Raw genomic sequence first — 24,553 nt, 5'->3', positions numbered from 1 at the left:
TTATTACACCCTTTTTACACCCTTTTTTCAACTGTGGGTGTAGCTGCTTCAAATTGCTGAACAGCTTTTGCAAGGGACTCGTCCGTAACATGGACATACCTGTCCATTGTTGTTTTAATACTTGCGTGTCCTAATAGTTGCTGTAAAACTTTAGGTTGTACGCCGCGTTCAATCGCGCGTGTAGCATAAGTGTGTCGTAAGGCGTGCATACAAAAACGCTTAATACCAGCTTCATCACACAATTTATATAAATGTGTATCGTAGGAACTGTTTTTAGCAGGTTCTCCTGTTCGCCAGTTGATAAATACCAAATCCCGCATGACAAGACATTTCTTTTCTCCCGTTCTGCTGTCTGTGTACTCCAAAATCTGTGAAAGCATTTCAGACTCTTTCCGGGTATCTTTTTCATCATAACAACTTTTTAGGATTGTATATGCGCGTTCTGTAAGCGGAATAGTGCGATAACTTTTTTTCGTTTTAGGCGGACCGGCACGCCAATATCTCCGGCTGTGTCGATACTCTAAACTCTTATTTACAGTTAAAGTACGTTTTTTCCAATCAATAGCGTCCCATGTCAGACCAATCAATTCAGCCGTTCTCAAACCCGTTTCTAATAACAAAGCATACTGTCTATAATTATGAGAACGCTCTGCGGCTTCAAGAAACTTTTCCTGTTCCTCAACGGTTAAGTATTTAATATCATCTACTGCCCGGACTGGTTTCGTATATCGAACACCATTCATAGGGTGCTTTGCAATAATATCATTCATAACTGCTGATTTGAACATAGTTCCCATTGAAATATAGGTCTGCCGGATTGTTGAGCCTGCATATTCTGTTTCCATTCGATTTAAGACAGCTTTACAGTGCATAGGTTTTACATCAGCTATACACATAGTTCCTATCAATGGTTGAATATTTTTTTCGTAACGCTCACGATAATTTCTTATCGTATTTGGCGCAAGGTCACAAATGATATTATCAATCCAATAATTGAACCATTTGTCTACTGTCATATCAGGCGCAGTAACGATTAGATTATGTGTATCTTCATACTTTGCGTCAGCAAGCCATTTTTTTGCTTCGGGCAGCGTTTTGAAATATCCATTTTGACGCGCACCATTTTTAGCATAAAATCTTGCGAAATACAAACCGTCCTTTCTTTGACAAATACCTTTTCCACACTCTTTGCCTTTTAAATTTTTTCCCATGACGGACTCCTTTCACGTTAAAAAAAAGAGTCCAACGCAAATATAAAGTATATCACAAGGACTCCGTTTTTTCAATCTTAACAGACAAATATTTCAGCTATTAAAGGCTATATAATCAATTCTCGGCGAATGTATTCCTCAAATTCTTTACGCTTCACTAACTTTCGTGTTCCAACATATAAAACAAAAGGGCAGTTTGGCTGTTTTAACATGGAGTCAATCTTATTGATACCTATGTTGCTATATTCAGCCGCTTCCTTTATTGTTAATGTTATTTTCAAATGAATAGGAACTTTTACTTCTGTTTCCTTATATAAATGCAGTTCTTTTTCTTCACTGCTATTTGATTTATTCATTAGAATTTCCCCCTATCTTTTTTCAATTTAACAAAAAATAGGCTCGTCAGACGGTCTTAGCAAACCTCACAAGAATTTCACTTCCGCATGGTTCTCATGCAGCTCTACCCGTTGCCTGCGACGCTTCTAACGCTCGGACTACGGCGGTAAAGGAGTATCATTATACCGATATATGGATTGTGGCGGCAGAGTTGCTAAGTCTGCTTTGGAACACTGATAATTCTCGCTCGTTTTGTCCCTCCTTTCGGTCATGGCGTATCAGCCCAACGGCTCCCCATATATCGAATGTATCCGATTTGCCTTATACTGCGTCGCCGTTCTATTGCGCCGCTTTCTTTGTCAAAGAGCAGGGGGCTGTTCTGCGATATGGAACGGAAAAGGGGGAAGCGTTCCAATACCGCGTTGCTTTATTCAGCCCTAAATGTGAGGATTGCCCTCATTAGTTTTGCTTGCAGCCTTTCACGTATTTCTTCGTCTACTCCAAAATAAACATTTCCTCGCTCATCATAGAGCTTCCGCATGGAAAGACTTGCTATGTAGCCGCTGAAATGCTGCAATACAATCTTCATTGCATCCGGGTCGCCTTTGCTCGCCGCCAAAATAACGGGATAGGGAACAAGGGCATTTTCCGGGTAGTCGTTTTGATTACCATTCAATCCATTCATCAGCGTTTTCCTCCAAATATTTTTTTAACTGCTCAAAGGAGCTTGTCCGGCGATACTGTACCGTACTTCTTGAGATATTGAGCTGCTTTGCGATTTCTATATCAGTCAATCCCTCAAAGTAATACAGCAGTACAATTTTGCGCCGTTCTTCGGGTAAAGCCCGGATAGCTTCAAGTAGCAGTTTTGGGGTTATTTCTTTTCCTGCCATTTGATAAGACGGCTCTGCTTCTTCATCTTGAAAATACTTATCGACGGTATAAAGCTGCCGTTCCTCATACAAGGCAAGGTCGGAAAAAGTAACTTCCCGAACTCTGCGCCGACGAATTTCTTCATGGGCGTTGCACGCTTCATTGTGCAGCACTGATTTACAGAACTTTTGAAACGTACATTGCTTTTCAAATTCCCTGCGATTAGGTGTCATGGTGTTCACCTCCTTTCTGCCGAAAGGCGGTAGTACCTCCCCTTTTCGCGGGATAATACAGGCGACTTTTTGCTTTGCCAAAAAGAGGGCAAAGTTTTTGAAAAATCTTCTGTAAAATGCGAAATGCGCCTGCCTGCAAAATGCAGACAGACGCATAGGAAATAACAGCAGTATTTGATTGATTTGATAGTTCATCTACATAGCCGGAATACCCCGTCGGTGGATAATGGCTTTTTTTGATAGTAACCCATTAGGGTATAGAAAAAAGGACATGGCGATACCTCCTTGATACCGTCGTGTCCCCAAATAGCAGGATTTTAATATGTCCTCTGTTTTAGATTTTCAAAAGAAAACGACGGTTTTGATTGTTATTTCAAAACCGCCGTTAAAATGGCATGAGAACTTTCTACTTCATAAGCGGTTTTTTTTATTTCATGCTTATGAAGTAGAGAATTTTTACTTTATCGTAAATTCGCAAGATAAATTATATGTATCGTAATCCCAATCTCTTTCACTTTCAAAGAACGCAAATTGTTTAATCAAACGATAGTGTCCAGCAGGCAATTCTCCATAAAAACTTTTAACATCAATTTCTAATGTTAATCGTTCGTTAGGCTTAATAAAACAATCCTTTTCATTGCTCTTTGAAGGGTCATCAAGCTGTTCAAGTTGATACCAAGTGCCGGATTGTTCAGTTTCTATTTCAAAATAATTTGGTGAATATCGGTATTCTTTATCAGAAGTATTTTCTATTATAAATGAAAGGTGTTTTAAGTCTAAATCCTTTTCTGCACTCATTGAAATTTTCAAATCGTCCAAAGTGTCAAGTGCTTCTTCACTTCCATAAGGAGAAACCTCATATTCTTCGGAATAATCTTGTACTACATGATTATCACTGTCCTTTGTTTGACTACACCCAACAATACACACCGATAGCAATAAAGTTAGAAACATACATATTATTTTTTTCATTTGTCATTATCTCCTTTCTTTTAAATTTATAATAGCAATAAAATGTCTATTTTCAATCAACTTTCATTGCAATTTATTTTCACTGTAACACATGCTCCCCCTGCTTTATTATTAGCAATTTGGATATTTCCGCCATGTCTTTCACTTAAAATCTTACTAATATTCAGCCCTAACCCCAAATGTTCAGTAGATATATCTTTTGATGATTTATAAAATGGTAATGTTGCTTTTTCAATCTCAATATTTTTAAACCCGCAACCATCGTCTGAAACAGATATAACCAAATTATTATTCTCTATTACTACGCTAATAGCAATATCACTTTTTGCATATCTAATACTATTAGAGAGTAAATTTTCATAAATCTGCATGACTGTATCTAAATTGATAAACAAGGTTATATTATCACCGCTTGCAGTAATTGAAAAATGTTTGTCATAACAAAGTGCTTCTGCTGTGTTATTAAAATTATCAATAAGTGAATGAAATGTAATCTGTTGTCGTGGAATATCAATATCCTCTAACCTGTATAAGTTCGTCATAGCATTTACATATTTTTCAAGACGTGAAATATTTTTTGACATTACTGATATTTCGTCTAATATTTCTTCTTGTGATACTAAGCCTTTGGGAATAAAGGAAAGCAACATAGTAGCATGACCCTTTAGTAAAGTCAAAGGAGTGCGTAAGTCATGTGAAAAAGCAGCATTCAAACGGCGCTGTTCAGCAAATTGTCTAAACATAGTTTCATTATTCTTCGACAAACAATCTTTCATTTTTTCAAAGGCGTGACAGAGTTTCCCCATTTCATCATTTAATGGATATGATAATGTAAAATCTAAGTCATTTGCTTCAATTTTATGATACGCATTAGTTAATAGCTTAATGGGTTTTGATAATTTTTTTTTATAAAAAAATGTTACACAACATATCATACTAATAGATAATACGATAGGAATAATTGCAATATTTAATGAACCTAAAGCACTGTCAATAAGCCTATCCCGGCTTGTAAAATTAGGTAAAACTTCGATATATGAAACATGGTTCGGATAGACATATTCGTGTACTGGGCGTTCTTTTTGATAATCAACATTGAACTTGCATATCTCGTTTCCTTTCGTGTCAAATATTGTATATTTTGTTTGGTCATTACTATAAGTGGCGGTAAATGAGCCATTTTCCGGTATATCATACCTTGTTGACATATTTTCATACTTATAGTTTAAATTTATTCTGTATCTGTCAACCATTGAAATTAAAAATATACAAATAATTATTCCAATCAACAACGAAAACAAAGCATAAAGAACAAAGGACATTCTAATACTCATGCTATTTAACCGATTGAACAATCTGCTTCTCTTTAATTTTTCCATTTATATCCGCACCCCCAAACAGTTTCAATGTAAGGTCTATCGCCTAAAGATAAAAATTTTGCCCTAATACGTCTGATATGTTCTGTAACAACTGTATTATCACCAATGCCGTCTAATCCCCAAACTTTTTCATAAATAGTTTCCCGGTCAAAAACAATTCCTTTGTTTTGCGAAAGGAAAGATATTATATCAAATTCTTTTTTGGTAAAAGCCATATCCTTATTATGATAAAACACAATACGTGAGGAATAATCTATAACCATATCTTCATCAAATTGCACCTTTGAAGATGTATTGTGTCTTTTTTCTCTGCGAAGATGTGCTGCAATGCGAGCTTCTAATTCATCAACAGAAAATGGTTTTATTACATAGTCGTCTGCGCCAATAGAAAATCCTTTTATTTTATCACTATCTTCAATGCGTGCTGTTAAAAAAATTATAGGGCATGAAACATAATCCCGTATTCTTTCACAAACAGTAAATCCATCAATATCTGGCATATTAACGTCTAACAAAATAATGTCAGGTTTTTTTTCTACTTCTTTTAATGCAGCATTTCCTGCTGTTGCAGTATATACCGTATATCCAAGTTTGCTGAAATAGCAATACAGCATTGATACAATTTCTTTTTCATCGTCTACAATTAAAATACTCTGCGCCATAAATATACCTCCCTTGTAAATATCTGATTTAAGATTATCAAACAAAAATCTATTTCTAATCAATTTCTTTAATTTTCGATGTCATTAGATATTATATATGGCAGTATGAGTGATAGCAACCTTACTCTGCACGTTTTATGCTCTATTACTATCAATACTATGATATGTGTACTCATATCTTGAAAGAAAGGTGAACGGTAAAATGTAACTGGGTGAAATGATTATGAAGCAGAGTAAAGAGAAATTTGATTTTAAGGCTTTCGGACAAGCCATTAAAGCAGCAAGAAAAGCAAAGGGAATATCACGCAATCAGTTAGCCGACACGCTGAATATTGCGCCCCGATATATCGCGTCCATTGAGAACAGCGGGCAGCACCCAAGTTTACAGATTTTGTATGAGCTTGTAACCCTGCTTGACGTATCAGTAGACCAGTTCTTTTTCCCGGAACGGGAACAGGAGAAGTCCACACGCCGCCGTCAGCTCGATACCATGCTTGACACTATGAGCGAAACGGACTTAAAAATCATGTCTGCTACTGCAAAAGGCATAGAGGAAGCCAACAACGACAGGACGGGGGAATAAAGTTCCCTCGTTTTTGTCTGCATAAAGTGATTGAAGCGTCGCAGGATTGCGGCGTTTTTCTTTTGCACTTTTTTTGGCATACTGGAAGTTTCGTTGTAGTGGTAAGTGAGGAAAAAACTTTCTTAGCAAGCATAGGAAAAGAGTACCCTTTTCCGTATTTTCGCCCTCCCGTCCTGCGGTGTGTCGGTTGAAAATTGCTTGTTGGGAAGTGTCCCAAACCCTCGGAATGGAAAGGAGCGATTGCATGAACGGACGCAAAAGAAAAATACAAATCAAATTCTATGTAACAGAGGAAGAAAGGACATTGATTGAACAGAAAATGAAGCTCGTCCCCACCCGGAACATGGCGGCGTATCTTCGCAAGATTGCCATTGACGGGTATATCATTCAGACAGACCATAGCGACATAAAAGCCATGACAGCAGAGATACAGAAAATCGGGGTCAACATCAATCAGATTGCAAAGCGTGTCAATGCGACAGGCAGCGTCTACCAAGAGGACATAGAGGAAATAAAGGGGGTGCTTGCGGAGATATGGCGGTTACAAAGATTAAGCCTATTAAAAGCACGTTGAGCAAAGCCCTTGACTATATCCAAAACCCGGATAAAACAGACGGGAAAATGCTTGTGTCCTCCTTTGGGTGCAGCTATGAAACGGCAGACATTGAGTTCGGATTTACGCTTGCACAAGCCATAGAGAAAGGGAACAATCTCGCCCACCATTTGATACAGTCCTTTGAGCCGGGAGAAGTAGACTATGAGAAAGCCCATGCTATCGGAAAGCAGCTTGCCGACGCGGTAACAAAGGGACAGCATGAATACGTCTTAACTACCCACATAGACAAAGGGCATATCCATAACCATATCATTTTTTGTGCGGTCAATTTTGTTGACTACCATAAATACAATTCCAATAAGCGCAGCTACTACGGCATACGGAACATGAGCGATAAGCTGTGTCGGGAAAACGGGCTGTCTGTTGTCGTTCCGGGCAAAGGCAGCAAGGGAAAAAGCTATGCAGAATATCAAGCGGAAAAGGTCGGTACAAGTTGGAAAGGCAAGCTGAAAATTGCCGTTGATACACTTATCCCCCAAGTGGCAAGTTTTGAAGAATTGTTGCAGCGGTTACAGGCGGCAGGCTATGAAATAAAGCCGGGAAAATATATCTCCTGTCGCGCTCCCGGACAGGAACGGTTTACCCGCTTAAAAACTCTCGGTGCAGACTATACAGCGGAAGCAATCAAAGAACGGATTGCAGGCAAGCGCACAAAGGCGGCGAAAGCTCCCAAAGAGCAGCGCGGCGTATCGTTGCTTATTGACATTGAAAACAGTATCAAAGCACAAGAGAGCCGGGGCTATGAACAGTGGGCGAAAATCCATAATCTGAAACTGGCTGCAAAGACTATGAATTTCTTGACAGAACATAAGATTGAGCAGTACGCAGATTTAATCAGCCGGATTGAGGAAATAAATGCGGAAAATGTAAAGACAGCAGACGCATTAAAGAGCGTGGAAAAGCGTCTTACAGATATGGCGGTGCTGATGAAGCACGTTACCACCTACCAAAAGACAAAACCTGTTTATGAAGCATACCGCAGGGTAAAGGATAAGGACGCATACCGGGCAAAGCAGGAAAGCAGTCTGATACTCCATGAAGCGGCGGCAAAGGCATTGAAAGCGGCGGGCGTTACCAAGCTCCCCAATCTTGCCGCCATGCAGGAAGAATACGGGAAACTCCAAGCGCAGAAAGAAGCCCTTTACGCTGATTATGGAAATCTGAAAAAACAGGTCAAGGAATACGACGTTATCAAACAGAACATAGACAGCATTTTGCGGCAGGGGAAAGAGCCGGAACGGGAGAAAGGAAAGGAACGGGAATAAAGTTATAATTGTTTACTTATTCTTAATTTGCTATAATTATTTGCAATAGATTAAGTAATCGTGAGGTGCTTTTATGGAAAATGAAATATTGTTGGAAACAAAAGAATTATTACAACGGTTGGTTGAAGCAGTGGAAAAGCTTAACTCAGCTCCAAGTGAGGATACAATTATTGCATTTTTTGCTCTGGTAGCTGCATGGATTACGATTGCTTTTCTATTAGTAGAACGGCATGAAAAAAATCGCCCCTATCTTCAAATTTCTTTTGAATTAGTTCGCTCAACTTTAGCGTGTATTGTATTAAGAAACACTGGCTCTTGTCCTTTAGAAATAAAAAGTTTAGAATTTAGCAAAAATTTCACACAACAACTTTCTCCCGAAGTACAAGAACGACTTAATAAGAAAAGCAAAACTAATATAGCTGTTTTTCCAAATCGCCAGTGGGTAATATCTTTTGATGTAAATGTTTTTGATATTTTGAAGAAATTTGAAGTAAAAGAGGTGGAAATCAACTACTGTTATTCCAAAACAGGAAAATACAAACGGAAGTACAAAGAAAAAATATCTATTGACTTTGAAGAATATAGAGGAATATTAGATTATATTTCCGAATTAGACGAATTTAAAAACAGCGTAGACAAATTAAACAAATCAATGATACGTTTTATTGATATTTCTAAAATTGATGATAGTGTTGAACAACGAATAAAAGAACAGGGTGCAGACAGCCAACAATAGGCTGTCCGCGCCCTGTTTTGTATTTAGTATCTGTTACGCAGTAGAACCCCGATTTTAAGAGAAAAGGTATTCCGTATCGCTTATGCAAGTTTCGTGTCTGTTATGCCCCGTAAATCAAGGTTTTTTTGCCCCTACTGCGTAACAAAGGCGCGCCGTTTTCTCATGCGCTCCGCTGCCTGTCTGCGGGTAATACGCTTCCGGCAGTCCGGGCAGTATTTGACGCTGTTAGACTTTGATACAAAGAACGTGCCGCACTCGGTACAACGCTTTTTGTCCTCGGTTTTGAAAAGCTCTGCATGCAGCAGCTTATCAAGAGGAAGTACGGCAATCTGAAACCACTTGCATAGAAGCGAATAGGAAATAAGCTGCGGGCATACACATTCCTCCCCGTCGTCCAGTAAGATACAGTGTCCGCGCTCGCAGTTGCAGCACTCCTTTTTTACAAGGCTGTTGACTTTCCGGCTCTGTGGCGGCGTGAGCCGCTTACTCCCGGTCATACTTCATCAGCGGCGAAAATGGCAAGCTCCGCATACTCGTTTTCTGTTAGTGGGGAAATTTTCTGTAAGGTGCGTTCTGCAAAGGGGCGCATATCCTCGTCCATGAACGGCAGCGCAGCCGTCATATTTTCCATAAGCTGTGCTTTGCTTCCCTCATGGTAAATACTCAACAGGTTCATTTCTTCAACGGTCAGTCTAATCATGCTCATACCTCCAATTCGTGATGCTTTGTTTTTGCTGTCTTTTTCGGGACTTTTTGGGATTTTTTTGTTTGTAACTGCGCCCGGACAGAGGGAGGGGACTGTTTCATCTCTTTATTCCTCTCGCTTTTATCTATCAACGCATAAACTCCATGCCTGCCCTCCAACGTAGATAAGGAAAGGCTTTTGTAAGGGAGCATGGAAAGCAGCCGTTCCATATCCTTATCCGTTGCCAGTGGAACAAAGTAGGGAGAAAGCTCTACCGCACAATGGGTTTTTTCGGGGCTATCCGGTTCTCCAAGCCCTTTTACATTTTCCACAATCCGGCGGGCTTCTGCTTCAATCCGTCTGTCATGCAGGGCGGCGATATGTAACTGAAAATCCCTCTGCGTATGCGGTGTTCGTTTTTTCTGCTGTTCCCTCAAAAGGCTTTTTAAGGCTTCCGGGTCGTTTGGCTGTGCTTCAAAACGTATAAACTTTCCAAGTTGCGGGTCAGTGTCCCCGTCAAAATATTGTCCGGCAGGCTTTGTCAGCTCCCCATGCTCATAAATCAGCGTGTAGTTGTCGGCAGGGATTGATTTTTCGATTACTTCCCGGAAATGCTGCAAATAATCCAGTTCATAAAGATTGCCCTTGATTTTTCCCTGCTCTGTGCCTGTCAGTTCCACCGCATAGGCAAGGATAGTATCGCGGGTCTGTTCCCCGTAAAACCGCCATGTATTATGCTGCCTTGTATCCTTTAGAAAAACGTCCCGTTCCCGGAAGCAGCACGTCCCGGACGGGCGGGAAAACCACAAAAGCCGTTTGTCCTCCGGGACAGGGCTTACCGCCGCTTTCTGTAAAATCTGTTTGTCTATGTCAAAATCGCTCTGATAAAAAGCGGTGTTCTGTTTCATTATGGCTTCAAGGGAAGCGATAACGTCCACATTTTCAAATTTTTGTAACTTCATAGGTCAGCTCCTTTCCAAATCCTGTGTTTTCTGTCTTGCCTGTTTCTTCGTCGTCTGTTCTTTCGCTGCTTTAAGCTGCGCCCGGATAGAGGGCTTTTCCTGTTTGGCAGGCTTGCCGCGTCCCTTATCGGTTTTCAATGCTTCGGCGTATTCTGCAAGGGAAATCTGTTCCCCGGCTTTCGCCTTTTCCTCCAGTTCCGCAGCGGTCGGGGTGTTGTTTATCTGCCCGTCAATCATATTGTAATTTTGCTCGGTGGTCTGCTCGGCAGCTTTCAGATAGTTTTCCGGTTGCAAAAACTCCGGCACTTCCTTATAACCGAAGTTGTCTACATAGTGGGCGGTGTCCTGCCCGTTCTGATGAAGCACCACCACGTCAGAAACGGAAAGGCTATGTCCCTTAAAATCTTTCGGGTGGTCGATATTAAAGCGGGTGTAAATATCTTCAAGGGAAGTCCCCGGCGTAAGCTCTGCGGAATAGACAAGCGCATAGTTTTTCGGGTCTACCCGGTGTCCTGTGGCAGTCAGACGGTCGTAAGGTTCAAAGCGCAAGTCCCTTGTTTCGTCCCCACCTTTTATCTGAAAAATGGAAAAGGTGTCTTTGTCCTGTGGGGCTTCCTGTTCCGGCTGCTCCTGTGCGGGTTGTTCCTGTGCAGCTACCTTTTGCTGCCGGATATGCGCCCGCTGTATCTCGGTCGGCTTTTCCCCGGTAAGGGGTGCAATGGCTTTCACATAATCAGCCGCATAATAGGCGTTACTGGTAAGCTGCCGCTGCCATGCCCCTGCTTTTGGCGACCAACGGAAGCCGTTACTTTTTAAGGCTTCCCGCGTGGCTTCGTCCGGCTTATCCTCAAAGAAGATTTGCAATCGGTTCGCTTCGGTGTTTGCTTCCACCTTGCCGCCGTCAAATTCCCAACCCACAAAACCGATTTCTTTTTGCTGTGAAAGGGATTTGATACGGTCTTTCACGCGCCGGATTTCTGCGCTGTTATTGGATAACGCCCAAGTCGCAAAGGGCTTGTCCTCCAAATGCCAACTGCTCGCCATATCTGCTTTCAGTTTTTCCAGTTCCTCCGGCGGTAAATGCGGGCAGCCGTCAAGGGTATTATGCTTACGGTAATAGGCGTTTACGGCTTTCATGGTTTCCTGTGATTTTTCAAGGCTTTCCAGTTTCTTTTCTAACTTCTGTACTGCCTGTGGGTCGTCTGCGCTGATACCTCCCATGCCGGTACTGCGGATTTTATCAAGAAGCCCCTGTATGTCCTGCCATTCCCGGTAATTGCTGTCGCGGGCTGCGTTCTGCTTTTCTTTCTTCCTTGTGGGGAAGTTAGAGCCGCCCGCAATCAGGATAGAAGGAACACGCGCGTCAATCTCATAGCCTTTGTTCATGTTCGCCGCCAGTTTCCGGGCGTAGGTGTCAAGCAGGCTGTCGATTTTATCATGGTACATCGGGTCTACCCGCTGTTTCTGCCTTTCTGCAAGCTGTACGGCTTCATCTACATAATGCCTGTATTCAGCCGTCGCGCTGCCTTGCTTATAATCGGAAAAACTGTTCATATCCTTTGCACGTTTGGCGGCAACTTCATTGATAGTGTAATAAGGGGCGGGTGCAGCCTGTTCCGGCTGTGCTTCTTTTTCCTGTACCGGGGCTGTTTCTTCGGGAAGCTCCTGCGCGGCTGCTTCTGCTTCGGACTGTTTGGTAGCTTCCTGTGCGGGATGCGCCTGTTCGGTGGTCTGTTCCTTATCCTGTGCCTTTTGGATTTCTGCAAAATGTCCGTCTATGGTATCAATCAGCTTTGCGGCTGTGCTACGGATTGTTTCAAGAGAGCCTTTTAATTCTGCAAGTTCTTTTCCGCTGCTCCACCCGGCGATATACCCAAAAGAATAGTCCGACGTATCAAGCCCGTAATGTTGGCAGACAGCATAGGCGACGCTTTCCGCCTGTACCTCGCGGGTGCGGCGGTCGGGGCGTTCCGGCATGGCAAGGGCGGTATCATGCAGCGTGGCGTGGGCGATTTCATGGATTGCGGTCTTGATATTCTGCAATTCGTCCATGCCCTCGTTGATGAAGATACGCTTTTCCTCATAATTGCAGCGTCCTTTTACGCCGCCGCTTAGTGCTTCAAATCCCATAGCAAACGGGGAAGTCTTTTCAAGGGCAGCGAAAAAATCCTTGTATTGTTCCACGTTGCCCGTAAGCTCATAGGTAAGGGCAGGAAGTTCTTTTCCCTCGGTCTGTGAAATATCAAAGACAGATACTACACGAAAGGCGGGTATCTTTATTTCTTTTTCTTCGGTAACAGGTTTCCCGTCCCTATCGAAAACAGGCTTTTGGGTGTCCGGGTCGATTTTTTCCACCTGCTTCTTGACGGTAAACGGGGACGGTGCAAGTATCTTGATAGCTTTTTCTCCGGGCTTTACATGGCGGTCAAATTCCTTTTCCCATTGTTTATAGCCTTTCACAAGATTGCCGCCCTGCATGGCGATAAGGATTGTATTGTTAAGGCTGTAATCATGGAATTTTGACATGGTACGCAAATAATCGGCGTAACGGTCGCTTTCATACAGTCCTAAAATTCCCTGTTCCAGTCGGTCGGTAATCTCTTTCATTTTATCGGCGGGCTTTTCAGAAGATAGGATAATCGGGAGAACCGGGGGCTGCTCTGTGACGGCGGTCGGTATGGCTGCGGAAGCGTCAAGGTCTGCCTGTTCCTTTTCCTGTACTGGCGGCTGCGGAGTTACCCGGTATTCCTCCGGCACGTCGCGCCCGTCGTACCACTGTGTAAAGGTGTTGCGGTTATTGTAGATATAGCCCTGCTCGGTAAATCTGCCCCCGTCATTGATAGCAGCGTCCCGCCCGTATTCCTCATACATGAAATATTTTTTTGCTTCTTCGGGCAGCTCCAACTCGTCCAGTTCCTCAATCAGATAATGCCCGTAATCTTCCTCACTCTGTACGGACGGATAAAGCCAGTAACAATCAAGGTTTTGTGCAAGGTTGATAATGTCCTGTAAGTCCCTTGTATGGTCGCCGTATGCCATAGCTGCAACAAATTTTTCTCGGTCGTCGTCAAACTGCATTTTCAAAAGTTCGCTCAAATAGTTCAGCTCGTCAAGGCTTTCAAGCTCGGTCAATTTTCCTGCCAGTCCTACAATAGAGGACTGGTATTCTGTGATATGCAACTCCCCGTAGTTTTTGCCGTCTATCCCGATACGGTCAAAGACTTCTTTCAAATGCTCGGCAGTCGTGGGGAATGATACCCATTCGCCCGCAGGTCTGCCCTCGGTGTACTTTCCAAGATTAGAAAGATACCCGCTTAAAATCGTTTCTGCCATGCGTTCACTCCTTTCGTTTTCAATCATGCGGTGCATAAGCGCGTAGTCCTCTATGCTCATGCTCCCGTCAAATAGATAAGGGTCGGGTTCTTCGCCGTCCCGGTAGGCTTTTTCAGAGAACGGCAGCCCCGCAGCGTGGGCGGCGGCTCTTGCTTCCTCGATAAGCTCCGGCGGCAGCCTGTCGTCGTGGGCTTCGATAAATTCCCCGATATTGCTATATCCGTTTTCGTAGTGGCGGCGCACCCCGGCGGTCAGCTCGTCAAGGTTCATATTCTCGCCAAGATAGCCGGAATAATAGCCGTTTACCACAACGGCGGCAGGGTCAGCCTGTTTAATTTCTTCCATGCGGCTTCTGTCCTCCGGGTAGAGGTAGTCGCCCATTTCAAGGTGGAAATATTCAGCGTTCCAAGAACGTCCCGTTTTCCAAAACGCCACCCAAGCGATACCGTCTTTTAATTCTTCTTGATAGTCCTTTACGGTGTCCCGTAAACTTGCCATGTGTAACCTCCTTTCTGCTGTTTCAGAGGGTTTGGGAAACTTCCCAACAAGCAAAAATCCCCGCCGTTCTCGGTAGAGAAAGCAGGGATTTTACGGAAAAGGGTACTCTTTTCCTATGCTTGCTATTCAGTTATTTTTTCTTCGGCAGTTCAATGCGGTAGTTGACATATTTCCCGCCCGTATCAGCCAATACGATAGTTCCGTCGTAGGTTTTGCCCGTCTTTGGGGAATAGAGCTTTTTCACATTTACTTTGCCGGATTTTAAGAGTGCAGCGGCAATCTTCGGGGTAAAGGTTACTTTTCGTTCTTCAAAGAAACGGTCATTTTTCCACATGGTAAAGATACATTCTTTATTGCTGCAATAGTAGCTTTTCTTTCCCTCATAGACAGGAGAACCGCAGCGGGGGCAGTTTCCCAACGCTTCCCGTTCCGGCTTGAACATCTGCGCTTTATCATCAGAAAGAAACGGATAGGTCTTTACCAGTTCCCGCGCCATATCCTCGATACCCTCCATAAATGCGGCGGGGTCTGCCTTGCCTTTTGCAATCTGCGTCAGATTGTTTTCCCATTCTGCGGTAAGCTGCGGGCTTGTCAAAGTGTCCGGCAGGACACACACAAGATTGATACCGTCCTTTGTGGGAAGTAGCTGCTTGCCTTTTCGCTCCACAAAGCCGCCCTTTACCAGTTTTTCAATGACGGCGGCGCGGGTGGCGGGAGTTCCAAGCCCTTTGCGTTCTGCGTCCGGGTCGGTGTCCTCACTTCCGGCGCGCTCCATAGCAGAGAGCAGCGACGCTTCGTTGTGAGGTTTTGGCGGTGTTGTGTCATGCTCCGTTACCTTTGCCGTCGGATTTTCAAAGGTCTGTCCCTCGGTAAATGGCGGCAGGGTCTTTTCTGTGTCACTGTCTGCGTCGTCCGTTTCGGGCTTGTTCTTTAAGGCTGCCCTGTATCTTCGGTCAATCTCTTTCCACCCGTCGGACAGCACCGTTTTTCCCCTTGCGATAAAAGACTGTCCGGCACATTCAAAAACTGCTGTAACCGCTTCAAAGGTATGCGGTGCAACGGTCGCCATGAGCAGACGCGCCCCGGCAAGGGTAAGGATATTCCTTTCGCTTTCCGGCAGCGCGGCAAGGTCAGTCTTTGCAAGCTCCATAGTCGGAATAATGGCATGGTGGTCTGATACCTTTTTACTGTTCAGCACCTTTCCAAGCTCCGGCGTGAAGTCTTTTCCCGCCATAAAAGAAAACTTTCCGCAAAGCAGCTTGATAATGCCCGCCGCTGTGTCGCCCATGTCGTCGGTCAGAAATGCGCTGTCGGTTCTCGGATAAGTAAGCAAACGCTTTTCATACAGGGCTTGTGCAAGGTCAAGGGTCTGCTTTGCGGTATAACCGAACAGGCGGTTTGCTTCCCTCTGTAAAGAAGTAAGGTCAAAGAGCTTCGGCGGGGCTGCGGTCTTTTTCTCTTTCACAAGGGAAGTGCAGGCTGCCCACGACGCTTCGCAAGCAGCTTTCAGCCTGTCAGCTTCGGAACGGTTAGACAGTTTTTCACTTGCAGCTTCCGCTCCGGATAAGGCAAGGCGCACATGGTAGTATTTTTCTTTCTTGAAAGTGGTAATCGCTGCGTCCCGGTCAACAAGCATTTTTAAGGTCGGGGTCTGTACGCGTCCCACGTTCAAGGTGTGGTTGTAAAGGACAGAGAAAAGACGGGTGGCGTTGATACCGATAAGCCAGTCAGCCTTTGCCCTGCACAATGCGGAAGCAAAGAGCGCGTCGTATTCCTCGCCGTTCTTCAGACGGGAAAAGCCCTCTTTGATTGCGCTGTCCTCCATAGAGGAAATCCAAAGGCGGCGCATAGGTTTCTTGCAGCCCGCCATTTCATAAACAAAACGGAAAATGAGTTCACCCTCGCGCCCTGCGTCGCAGGCATTGACGACTTCGTAAACATCTGCCCGGTGTATAAGCTCCTTTAAGGTCTTGAATTGCTTTTCCTTGTCAGCCGCAACGGTGTATTTCCATTCCTGCGGCAAAATCGGTAAGCTGTCATAGCTCCACTTTTTATATTGTTCCCCGTAGGTGGCAGCTTCCGCAAGCCCTACCAAATGTCCCACGCACCAAGAAACAAGATAGCCGCTTCCTGTGAGAAATCCGTCTTTCTTTTCCTTTGCCCCAAGTACGGCAGCGATTGTCTGTGCCACACTGGGCTTTTCTGCGATAACTAAAATCAATGATAAATCCTCCTTTCGGGTAAAAGAAAAGAGCAGCCATTTCTGGCTACTCTACAAATAAGCTATCTATTGATAGTCTTGAATAAATTTTAAAAATTCATCTCCGTATTTTGTGGTTCTTTTTGCTCTTGCAAGTTCTGTTGAAACAGGTGTATCAAAATCTACAATGCTTATTAAACTGTCTGAACAAAGCTGTCCTGCAATATGTTTTACAAACATTATATCATCTGCAAAGCAAGGAAGTTTCTCAATAATTCCTTTTATCGGGTGTTCTGTTCCACCAATCGTCCGAATTGTTGTTCCACTTCGCTTAATAACCTTTTCATTGTAATTATCTTGTGCGAAATATTTTAGCAACATTATATGACTTAATGTATAACTTCCAAGTAATGACAAGTAAAAAAGTTTTTTATCCGTTGGTATATCTATATTGTTTGCAGAAGAATAAAGTGCATTAGCAAAAAGCTCTTGCTTTTCTTTCTGATATGCTCTCATTGCTCCCATAGTTGCAACTTGAACACAAGAATAGAACGCCTCATCTTGTGCCAATTCATCTATTGAGCGTGGAATTTTTTCTAATATTTCCTCAACTCTTTGCTTCCACTCATTCATTCGTTTATCAGCCACATACCCTTGTGCCAAACTTATATACTCGGCTAAAAAACCACCTCCGGGGAATAATGATACAGCCCCTTTTCCAGTTGCTATTAAAGCGTCTGTTAATTTATTTCCCAATTCATCAGCTCCTTTGCTATATGATAATTATTTTACCACACAAAAAGAAGTTTCTCCACATTTCTTTTCAGCGTTCCGGCTCGGTTTCTTTTTTCTTCTGTACCTGTTTCAGACAGTACCCCACACAAGGGGACTGTCCCTTATAAGGGCAGGAAGCGCAAGCCGGGGGATAAGGAACGGGCGGCGCATTATCACGCCGCCCGTTCGGTTTCTGTATCATCATCTTTTCAAAGGGATTGTCGGTAAACAGGGTCATAGGGTTTCTTCCCCCGTTTCTTCATCTTCGGGAGTTTCCCCGGTATCTGCTTCCGGCTCGTCCTCGTCGTAATCCTCAAATTCAAAATCTTCAAGGTCGGTATCGCCCTTTACATTCTGCTTCGGCTTCATAAACTTAAAGTAGCAGAACGCTGCGCCGCCACCAAGCAGGGCAAAGAGGACTAAGGCAAGCACCACACCGGGATTGCCGCCTTTTTCTTTCGGTTCTTCCGGCTGCTCAGTTGGTGTTGGGGTAGGTTCTTTACCTGTGCAGCCTGTCATACTGGTAACACATACCGGGCAGGACGTGTTTACCTTTCCGGCTTCGCATTTTTCCGTACAGTTACAGATTTCCGGCTTTTTGGCAGCTTCGCCGTTTTCGGTCAGTGCCATAAGGTCGGCTTCGTCCACTTGATTTAGGAAATGTACGGTCTGTTCGCCCTCGGCGGCGCGATCAATGAGGATATAGAAATAGTTGCCGCTTTTGGTGGTAACAGTGATAAGCTGCTTATTGCCGCCGTAATCGTCAACCAGTGTTGCGTTTCCCTTTGGGGTAAGGGGCGGCGTTTCCTCTTTTTCCTCCACAATCACGCCGCTGTCATTAGTTGCGTCCTCTGCGGGCGGCTCTGTGGCTGCGCCCTGTGCATAGGCAGGGACAGAAAAACCGCCCATAAGGATAAGGGCGGCACAAAGGGCAGTCATGGTCTTTTTCAGTTTATTCTTCATCTGCATTTTCCTCCTGTTCTTCGTAGTCTGCTGCTTCGGTAACGTGTGCGGCGTTCATGCCGGGAATACCGCCGCCGGACAGCATAGCGTTAAGTTTCTGCGGGGTCAGTCGCATAGCTCGTACAAGCTGTACGATTTCAAGGTTTTCCGCTTCGGTTTTCTGCACTTCCAGTCCTTTTAACTTGTTCTGATACTCTGTGATTTTCTCGCGGGTCTTTGCGATTTCCTTATTGATACGGTCGATTTTATTGTTTGCCATAGGTCATTTCTCCTTTCTTTTTTGGACTGCTTTACCAGTTCATCAGCCCGTAGCCTTTGATACATTGATAGTTAAGGTCATAGCTCTTTATCTTGCAGGCGTCGCCGGAATTGCCCTCAACGGTATAGACGCGGCTGCCGTCCCTGCCAAGCACAAGCCCCACATGGTCGGCAACGCCGTCTAAATCCCAATCGAAAAAGATTGCGTCGCCCGGTGCGATATTCTCATAGCCGCGTGCGCCCCATTGTCCCCTTGACTGAAACCAAGGGACACCCTGCCATTCGCAGCCCGCAAATCGGGGTTCGCTTTTTCCGGCTTGATTGTAGCACCATGATACAAAACAGGCGCACCATTCCACGCGGCTGTTAAAGCCGTACCAAGACCAGTAAGGGTAGCCGCCCACATTTCCGACTTGCTGCTTTGCAAGTTCCATAAGCTCTTGATTTCCGGGGCGCGTACCGTTTACAAACTCCACGCCGCTTAAATCCTCGGACGGGCTTCCGTCGGGAGAACCGCCGCCAAAAATCAGCGGTTTGTTGCCGCTTGTTTCCAAGTACACATGGAACATTTCAAGCTGCTGTGGCGTAAGAAGTTCCTCCGCAAGCTCGGAAATCGGCTTATATGTCAGTTTCACATTCAAGATGTAATACTCATAAGGGACTTCCTCGGTGGTGGTTTCCCCGGTTTCCGGGTCGGTACTTGTTTCGGTGCGGTAGCGTATTTCCACTTCCTCGGTCAGCGTCAAGGTGTACTGCATGGAAAAGATACGTTCAAGCTCTGCCTGTGCGCTCTGCGGGGTGTAGCTCTGCAAGAGGGCGGTCAAGTAAGACGCAAGTTCGTGGGGGTTATGTCCGATACTGTCAAGGTCATAGCGGTATTCATCATAGCCGGGGTGGGTGTTTTCGATATTGTCAATCTCACTTTGCAGGGCATTTTCCATAGCGGCGTAGTTCTGTTCCGTTGCCACAAGGTCGCTGTCCTCGGACGTGTAGGACGTGCCAAGCACCCCGTTTGTCAAGCCCGAAAACATAGCCCCACAAGAGGACAGCCCTGCGGAAATCATAATAAAGAGAAGCAGCGCGGCAACTGCAATCAAAATGCCCGCCGGGTGTCTTGCCGCAAATGCGGCGGCTTTCCTCGTTTCCTCGGCGGTTTTCTTTGCCGTCTTTCTTGTGGCTTCTGCTGCGGCTTTTGCCCCTCCTTTCTTTGCCGCCTTTGCATACTGGCGTTTTATCTGCTGTTTCTGCATGAAACGGGAAAGAGGGTTAGAGGTAAGCTGCGGATTGTCGCGCAGGGTCTTGTGATACTGGAAGTTGACGTTTGCCTTAAATGCTGCCTTTTCTGCATTTGCTGCTTCCCGGTAGGGTTTCAGCTTATGGCTGCGGTAGCCCTGTTTTAACTTCCGCGCTCCGTATTTCGCGCCGCGCTCGGCAAGTTCCTCTGATTTATGCGCCCCCTCAACGCCGGAATTGTCCTTTTCAACCGAATGTATCTTGTTATGGACGAAAATCCCCGCTTCCTGTGCGGGGCGGGACAGCGGGTTTCCCTTTTTGCCGCCGGGTATCGGTTTTTCCTGTTCTTCAAAGCGTAAGCGGGTCTTTGCTTTTCCTGTGACTTCCTCAAAGGTGCGTTCCTTAACCAGTTTCTTTTGCTTTGGGATAGCTGCCTTTGCCGCGTCCAGTCGGTCAGCGGCTTTGTTTGATTTCTCAATATAGCGTTCCAGTTCCGGAGCGGCAAGTTCTTCCTCGGTAAACTGCAAGCGGGAAGATGTTGTTTGTGCGGTGGCTTCCTCCTGTGCCTTGCGTACCGCTTTTTTACTGGCTTTGCGGGTCTGCGCTGCTTCGATATGCTCCATAACGCGCTCTGCTGTGGCGGTGTCCCTTGCGGGGGCAGCCCCCGGCGCGTGGGGTAACGGGGCAGTTTGGGACGGTACACCTTGAAACTGCGTCCCGTCCTGTGTGGTTTGCTGCTCCGGGGACTTTTGAAAATCTGCGTCCTGTTCCCGTTTACTGATACGCTCGGCGGTCTGTTTGGTTTCGTTTACCTCGATAAGCCCGTCGCGGGTCATTTTCTGTGTGATTTTATCGCGGGATTTATATTGCTTCATGGTCTGCACCTCACTTTCCGCTTTCGGAAACTTCCTCCGGCTTCGTTGTCATTACCCGGTAAAGCTCGGTATCTTTCGGGAAGCGGTCTACAAAAGGCAGCACCACATTTCCATAGAAGATAAGCCCCTCGCCCGCTTCGGTGTGGGTAACATACTTCATCTGCTGCGGGGAAATATTAAGCTGCTTTGCAAGGATAGTACGGTCGCCCTGCGCTTGATTGAGCATGAGGACAAAATCACTGTTTTCAAAGATATTTTCCACCTCGCGGCTTGCCAAAAGGTCTTTGACGTTCTGCGTAATGGCTGTGGGGATACCGCCCCATTTACGGAAACGCTTCCAAATCTCCACGCTGTAAGCGGCGGTCTGTTCCTCTTTTAAGAGCAAGTGAAACTCGTCCATATAGTAGCGGGTGGATTTCTTTTCTGCGCGGTTTATCGTTACCCTGTTCCATGTCTGGTCTTGCACAATGAGCATACCTAACTTTTTAAGCTGCTTCCCAAGCTGCTTTATATCAAAGCAGACAAGGCGGTTAGAAAGTTCCACGTTGGTTCTGTGGTTGAATACGTTAAGGCTGCCGGAAACATACAGCTCCAATGCCGCCGCGATACGGGCAGCTTCCGGCTCCGGCTGTCTTAACAGCTCGTCGTAAAGGTCGCCCAAGATAGGCATTTTTGCCGGGTCTGGGTCTGCAAGGAACGGACGGTACACATTTCTTACAGCCCTGTCAATGACGGTCTTATCGACAGGCTGCAAACCCTCCTTGCCGCCAATGACAAGCTCGCAGAGGGAAAGGATAAAATCAGATTTCAAGGCTAACGGGTTGTCGTCCTCGGAATAGTTAAGGTTTATATCCATAGGGTTTACATACTGGGGCTTGCCGTCAATGCCCCTGCCCGTAGGGGAAAGCCGTATCACTTGCCCGTTCAGACGCTGCACAAGGGAAAAATACTCGGCTTCCGGGTCGCAGATGATAATGTCGTCGTCAGTAATGAGGAAAGCATTTGTCATTTCCCTTTTGGCGGCGAAACTCTTACCGCTTCCCGGCGTTCCCAAGATAAGCCCGTTTGGGTTTTTGAGCTGCTTTCTGTCGCAGAGTATCATATTGTTAGAAAGGGCGTTCAAGCCATAGTACAGGGCTTGCCCCGTCTGAAAAAGCTCCTGCGTGATAAAGGGAATGAAAATAGCGGTGCTTGATGTGGTAAGCCCCCGCTGTATCGGGATAAGGTTTTTCCCAATCGGCACACTGGATAAAAGCCCCGCTTCCTGCTGATAGTCAAGGCGTGTCAGGCGGCAGTTGTATTTCTGTGCGATACCCGCCGCAGCGAAAATGTCATTTTCCAGTTTCCGCTTCGTGTCTGCCATGTTTACCACAAGGAATGTAAGGAGAAACATTCGCTCGTTGCGGCTCTGTAAGTCCTGCAACAAGTTCTTTGCTTCGCTGCCAAAGGTGGCAAGGTCGGACGGGATTATATCCATGTCATAGCCGCTTCTAACCGCTTTTTTCTGTTCCTCAATCTTCATCTTGTCAAGGTCTGTGATTTTGCGCTTAATGGTCTTGATTGCTTCCGACTGGTCGATACTGCGGATATGTAAGTTGACGATTACACCTGTTTCCAAGTCCAGTATGTCAGCAAGCATACGGTCGTTGAGTTCCGGCGCAAGGATTTCAAGGAAGCTCGCCGCGCCGATTTTACGCCCCATGCGGAAATATCTGCCCTCGCCAAAACGGAAAGAGGACGGGGCGATAAAATCCTTTGTAGACAGCCCCGACGGGGTAAGCCAGTCAAAGGAAAAGGAGAACGGCTCGCCCTCCGGGTGGAATACCCCATGCAGCACCTTTAAGCGTTCATAGCCGGATAAGGGGCGGGCGGTTACGCCAAGCACCTTGAAATTGTTAAGCACGTCGGTTTCGATACGGGAAAGCCTTGACTTTGCAGCCGCCTTGTTATCGGCTTCAACAGTAAAGGTAATGTATTTGTGCTTCACAAGCCCGTTGTTGCCTTTACTAAGCTGATTTTTCAGCATATCCGAATACTCGGTGCGGATAGAGTTAAAAGCGTCCTCCTGTGCGGGGATAGAGATTGCTTTTTCTGCCTGTTCCCGCTGCGTTCCTTGATTGATGAAAGAAAGCTGCACGCTCACGCTCGCGTCAAAGTAGTTGAGGAAATCGCACCAGTTTTCAAAAATGGCGGTCTTATCGTCAGCCTGTGCAAGCTGATAATTGATGTCCTCGAACACGACGCACTTTGAATATCTCTTTTCCGTAACCTTGCAGATACCGTCCGGGTACATGGCAAGGTAGGGCATGGTCTGCTGTGCGGTGCGGGCTTTGCCGTCGCCTTTAGCCTTTCGGATAGCTTCGGCAATCTGTTTCTTTTCGGCGCGGGTCAGCTTACGCCTGTTTCCTGCGGCTTCCCGCGTCTTTTTTGTTTGTCCTTTTGACAATCGCTGATACCTCCTTTTCTAAGTTTTGCTGCTTTTCCAAGACAGCGTATAGGTTTTCGGTTCTGTAAGGTCGCTCCTTTGGGCGGGTAAACTTTGTCTGAATGATGTTCTTAACCACCACTTCAAGGGGCTGTCCATGCTTTTCATACATGGCAAGCAGGAAGCAGGGGAGCATGACGACAATCATCGCCATAGCCGCAAGATTTGTCCCTGCGCTGCCTTTGAGCAAAAAAAACAGCGGCAGTCCGATTAAGAGAGCCGCCGCAAAACAAACGATTTGCCGCTTTGTCAGATTGAAAGCGACTTTTGTTTTGACTTTGGATAGGTCTTTGGGTACAGGTACATACGCCAAGAAAAAACCTCCTTTCTGCCCTTAGTGGGCGTTGAATATGGATTTTGCCAGTGTGCCGGATTTGAACAGGGAAAAACAGAGGATAACCGTATAGGCGGCAAGGGAAAATACCGCGCTGTGCAGATTGTCTGCGATTATCATATCGTTTACCAGTACGGCGTAAATACCGACACATATCATAATGAGGAAGCCTTGAAAACCAAGAGCGAACAGCCCTTTTAGGTAGTTGTTTCCAATCTGTCCCCATTCTCTGTTGGTCATGGTCGCAAATGGAATAGGCGATACCGAACAGTAAAGGTAAATCTCTATCATTCTGCCGTATAGGATAACGGTTATCAGTACGGACATGATTTTCATGCAAAGGCTCACAAGGCTTGTTTCAAGCACAAGTAAGAGCAGTTCGGGGATTTCCATATCTTCAAGCCCCTCCTGCATGGCGGCAAGGGCTTCGGCAACGTCGATATTCGTATCGCCGCCGATAACCCCTGCTGCGCCGGAAACGATATGCTGCGCCATATCAAAGACCGCCATTGTGATGTTGAACGTGTTGGTTACGATAAACACCGCGACAAAGGCTTTGAATATCCACTTAAAGAACATGAATGTTTCTATGTCGTGCATATTGTTCTTTTCCGTTACCATGCTGATTAGCTCGTAGCATAGGACATAGGTAATGACAAGCCCCGCAATCGGGACGATTACATTTTCAGAAAGGGTCTGTATCATGCTGAAAATGTTGGCGTTCCACCCTTGCGGGGTCTGTCCTACCTCGTTTGCGATAGTCCCGACTTTTTCGTTTACGTCCCCGAACATAGTTGACAGATTACCGTTTATCGCTCCGATAAGGATTTCCTTTATCCATTCGTTAATCGCGTCAAGTATGCTCTGCATAGGCAGCTACCCGCGCTTAACCGAACAAGCCGGAAAGCAGAGGTACAAGGATAGTGCCGATAAGGGCAACACCGCCGCCTGCCATGAGCTGTTTTATCCCCAATTAGGTGTAAAACTCTGCTCGATGGCGGGCGGCGGCGTACAAAAAATCTATATGGTGTTTTTAAGAGAACCGTCCCGGCGGGACAGGTCAGGCAGTGACCTGTTCCACCTCTGG

24 protein-coding genes and 1 pseudogene are annotated in these 24,553 nt (G+C 45.4%); 4 read left to right on the top strand and 21 right to left on the bottom strand.

The annotated features are described in order from the left end of the window. Positions 1–14: 14 nt before the first annotated feature. The 7 genes from H8S44_RS07235 to H8S44_RS07205 form a co-directional block, all read right to left on the bottom strand. Positions 15–1,211 (bottom strand): tyrosine-type recombinase/integrase, encoded by a 1,197-nt coding sequence (locus H8S44_RS07235; RefSeq protein ID WP_006858658.1) that lies wholly within the window; start codon positions 1,209–1,211, stop codon positions 15–17. 107 nt (positions 1,212–1,318) lie between these two features. Then, a complete protein-coding gene (locus H8S44_RS07230; RefSeq protein ID WP_006858659.1) occupies positions 1,319–1,567 on the bottom strand; it encodes an excisionase in 249 nt (82 codons plus the stop codon). 407 nt (positions 1,568–1,974) lie between these two features. Then, complete coding sequence (locus tag H8S44_RS07225; RefSeq protein ID WP_032509957.1) at positions 1,975–2,232, bottom strand: helix-turn-helix domain-containing protein; 258 nt, start codon at positions 2,230–2,232, stop codon at positions 1,975–1,977. Beyond that, positions 2,213–2,653, bottom strand: a complete 441-nt coding sequence (locus tag H8S44_RS07220) for an RNA polymerase sigma factor (protein WP_118523597.1) — start codon at positions 2,651–2,653, stop codon at positions 2,213–2,215. Before H8S44_RS07220 ends, H8S44_RS07225 begins: the two co-directional genes overlap by 20 nt. A 456-nt stretch (positions 2,654–3,109) precedes the next feature. Beyond that, a complete protein-coding gene (locus H8S44_RS07215) occupies positions 3,110–3,625 on the bottom strand; it encodes an immunoglobulin-like domain-containing protein (RefSeq protein ID WP_118530746.1) in 516 nt (171 codons plus the stop codon). 56 nt (positions 3,626–3,681) lie between these two features. After that, positions 3,682–5,004, bottom strand: coding sequence for a HAMP domain-containing sensor histidine kinase (locus H8S44_RS07210; protein WP_055039177.1), 1,323 nt, complete (start codon positions 5,002–5,004; stop codon positions 3,682–3,684). Continuing rightward, positions 4,992–5,666 carry a response regulator transcription factor gene (locus tag H8S44_RS07205; RefSeq protein ID WP_022215892.1) on the bottom strand — a complete coding sequence of 225 codons (675 nt, stop codon included), beginning with the start codon at positions 5,664–5,666 and terminating at the stop codon, positions 4,992–4,994. The genes H8S44_RS07210 and H8S44_RS07205 overlap by 13 nt, the downstream gene beginning before the upstream one ends. 223 nt (positions 5,667–5,889) lie before the next feature. Between H8S44_RS07205 and H8S44_RS07200 the strand changes: the two genes are divergently transcribed. From H8S44_RS07200 to H8S44_RS07185, 4 genes are all read left to right on the top strand, one after another. Continuing rightward, entirely contained in the window at positions 5,890–6,249 is a 360-nt protein-coding gene (locus H8S44_RS07200; protein WP_025578915.1) for a helix-turn-helix transcriptional regulator, read from the top strand. 244 nt (positions 6,250–6,493) lie between these two features. Then, complete coding sequence (locus H8S44_RS07195; RefSeq protein WP_118408367.1) at positions 6,494–6,823, top strand: plasmid mobilization protein; 330 nt, start codon at positions 6,494–6,496, stop codon at positions 6,821–6,823. Next, positions 6,784–8,130, top strand: a complete 1,347-nt coding sequence (locus tag H8S44_RS07190) for a relaxase/mobilization nuclease domain-containing protein (RefSeq protein ID WP_118530745.1) — start codon at positions 6,784–6,786, stop codon at positions 8,128–8,130. Before H8S44_RS07195 ends, H8S44_RS07190 begins: the two co-directional genes overlap by 40 nt. Before the next feature lie 73 nt (positions 8,131–8,203). Continuing rightward, a complete protein-coding gene (locus H8S44_RS07185) occupies positions 8,204–8,866 on the top strand; it encodes a hypothetical protein (protein WP_182426774.1) in 663 nt (220 codons plus the stop codon). Positions 8,867–8,997: 131 nt separating this feature from the next. On the opposite strand, the gene H8S44_RS07180 is transcribed toward H8S44_RS07185, so the two are convergent. The 14 genes and pseudogenes from H8S44_RS07180 to H8S44_RS07115 all read right to left on the bottom strand — a co-directional run. After that, positions 8,998–9,363, bottom strand: coding sequence for a cysteine-rich VLP domain-containing protein (locus tag H8S44_RS07180; RefSeq protein ID WP_118408363.1), 366 nt, complete (start codon positions 9,361–9,363; stop codon positions 8,998–9,000). Further along, positions 9,360–9,572, bottom strand: a complete 213-nt coding sequence (locus tag H8S44_RS07175; RefSeq protein ID WP_005933795.1) for a transposon-transfer assisting family protein — start codon at positions 9,570–9,572, stop codon at positions 9,360–9,362. The genes H8S44_RS07180 and H8S44_RS07175 overlap by 4 nt, the downstream gene beginning before the upstream one ends. Continuing rightward, a complete protein-coding gene (locus H8S44_RS07170) occupies positions 9,569–10,513 on the bottom strand; it encodes a hypothetical protein (RefSeq protein WP_118523592.1) in 945 nt (314 codons plus the stop codon). Before H8S44_RS07170 ends, H8S44_RS07175 begins: the two co-directional genes overlap by 4 nt. Before the next feature lie 3 nt (positions 10,514–10,516). Further along, positions 10,517–14,344 (bottom strand): antirestriction protein ArdA, encoded by a 3,828-nt coding sequence (locus H8S44_RS07165; RefSeq protein WP_118530744.1) that lies wholly within the window; start codon positions 14,342–14,344, stop codon positions 10,517–10,519. 130 nt (positions 14,345–14,474) lie between these two features. Continuing rightward, positions 14,475–16,565 carry a DNA topoisomerase 3 gene (locus tag H8S44_RS07160; RefSeq protein ID WP_118530742.1) on the bottom strand — a complete coding sequence of 697 codons (2,091 nt, stop codon included), beginning with the start codon at positions 16,563–16,565 and terminating at the stop codon, positions 14,475–14,477. Between the two features lie 66 nt (positions 16,566–16,631). Continuing rightward, positions 16,632–17,300 carry a hypothetical protein gene (locus H8S44_RS07155; protein ID WP_055222878.1) on the bottom strand — a complete coding sequence of 223 codons (669 nt, stop codon included), beginning with the start codon at positions 17,298–17,300 and terminating at the stop codon, positions 16,632–16,634. Positions 17,301–17,367: 67 nt separating this feature from the next. Continuing rightward, on the bottom strand, positions 17,368–17,556 hold the full coding sequence (locus H8S44_RS07150; RefSeq protein ID WP_011861109.1) for a transposase: 189 nt from the start codon (positions 17,554–17,556) through the stop codon (positions 17,368–17,370). Continuing rightward, complete coding sequence (locus tag H8S44_RS07145) at positions 17,553–18,281, bottom strand: DUF4366 domain-containing protein (protein WP_182426773.1); 729 nt, start codon at positions 18,279–18,281, stop codon at positions 17,553–17,555. Before H8S44_RS07145 ends, H8S44_RS07150 begins: the two co-directional genes overlap by 4 nt. Continuing rightward, positions 18,271–18,540 carry a DUF4315 family protein gene (locus H8S44_RS07140; RefSeq protein WP_118530738.1) on the bottom strand — a complete coding sequence of 90 codons (270 nt, stop codon included), beginning with the start codon at positions 18,538–18,540 and terminating at the stop codon, positions 18,271–18,273. Before H8S44_RS07140 ends, H8S44_RS07145 begins: the two co-directional genes overlap by 11 nt. Before the next feature lie 31 nt (positions 18,541–18,571). Beyond that, the gene (locus H8S44_RS07135; RefSeq protein ID WP_408609367.1) at positions 18,572–20,647 is read right to left on the bottom strand and encodes a C40 family peptidase; all 2,076 of its coding nucleotides are present in this window, start codon (positions 20,645–20,647) and stop codon (positions 18,572–18,574) included. Positions 20,648–20,657: 10 nt separating this feature from the next. After that, positions 20,658–23,093, bottom strand: coding sequence for a VirB4-like conjugal transfer ATPase, CD1110 family (locus H8S44_RS07130; RefSeq protein WP_118530736.1), 2,436 nt, complete (start codon positions 23,091–23,093; stop codon positions 20,658–20,660). Next, complete coding sequence (locus tag H8S44_RS07125; RefSeq protein WP_118530734.1) at positions 23,041–23,445, bottom strand: PrgI family protein; 405 nt, start codon at positions 23,443–23,445, stop codon at positions 23,041–23,043. Before H8S44_RS07125 ends, H8S44_RS07130 begins: the two co-directional genes overlap by 53 nt. Positions 23,446–23,466: 21 nt before the next feature. Further along, the gene (locus H8S44_RS07120; RefSeq protein ID WP_002610323.1) at positions 23,467–24,336 is read right to left on the bottom strand and encodes a VirB6/TrbL-like conjugal transfer protein, CD1112 family; all 870 of its coding nucleotides are present in this window, start codon (positions 24,334–24,336) and stop codon (positions 23,467–23,469) included. 16 nt (positions 24,337–24,352) lie between these two features. Next, a pseudogene (locus tag H8S44_RS07115) lies at positions 24,353–24,436 on the bottom strand (Maff2 family mobile element protein); the annotation flags it as partial. Positions 24,437–24,553: the final 117 nt, after the last annotated feature.

Source organism: Anaerosacchariphilus hominis, assembly GCF_014290175.1.
In the GTDB taxonomy this organism is placed as follows: Bacteria; Bacillota; Clostridia; order Lachnospirales; family Lachnospiraceae; genus Laedolimicola; species Laedolimicola hominis.
Note: the sequence above shows the minus strand (reverse complement) of the source record. Positions and strands in the feature narration are given on the sequence as shown.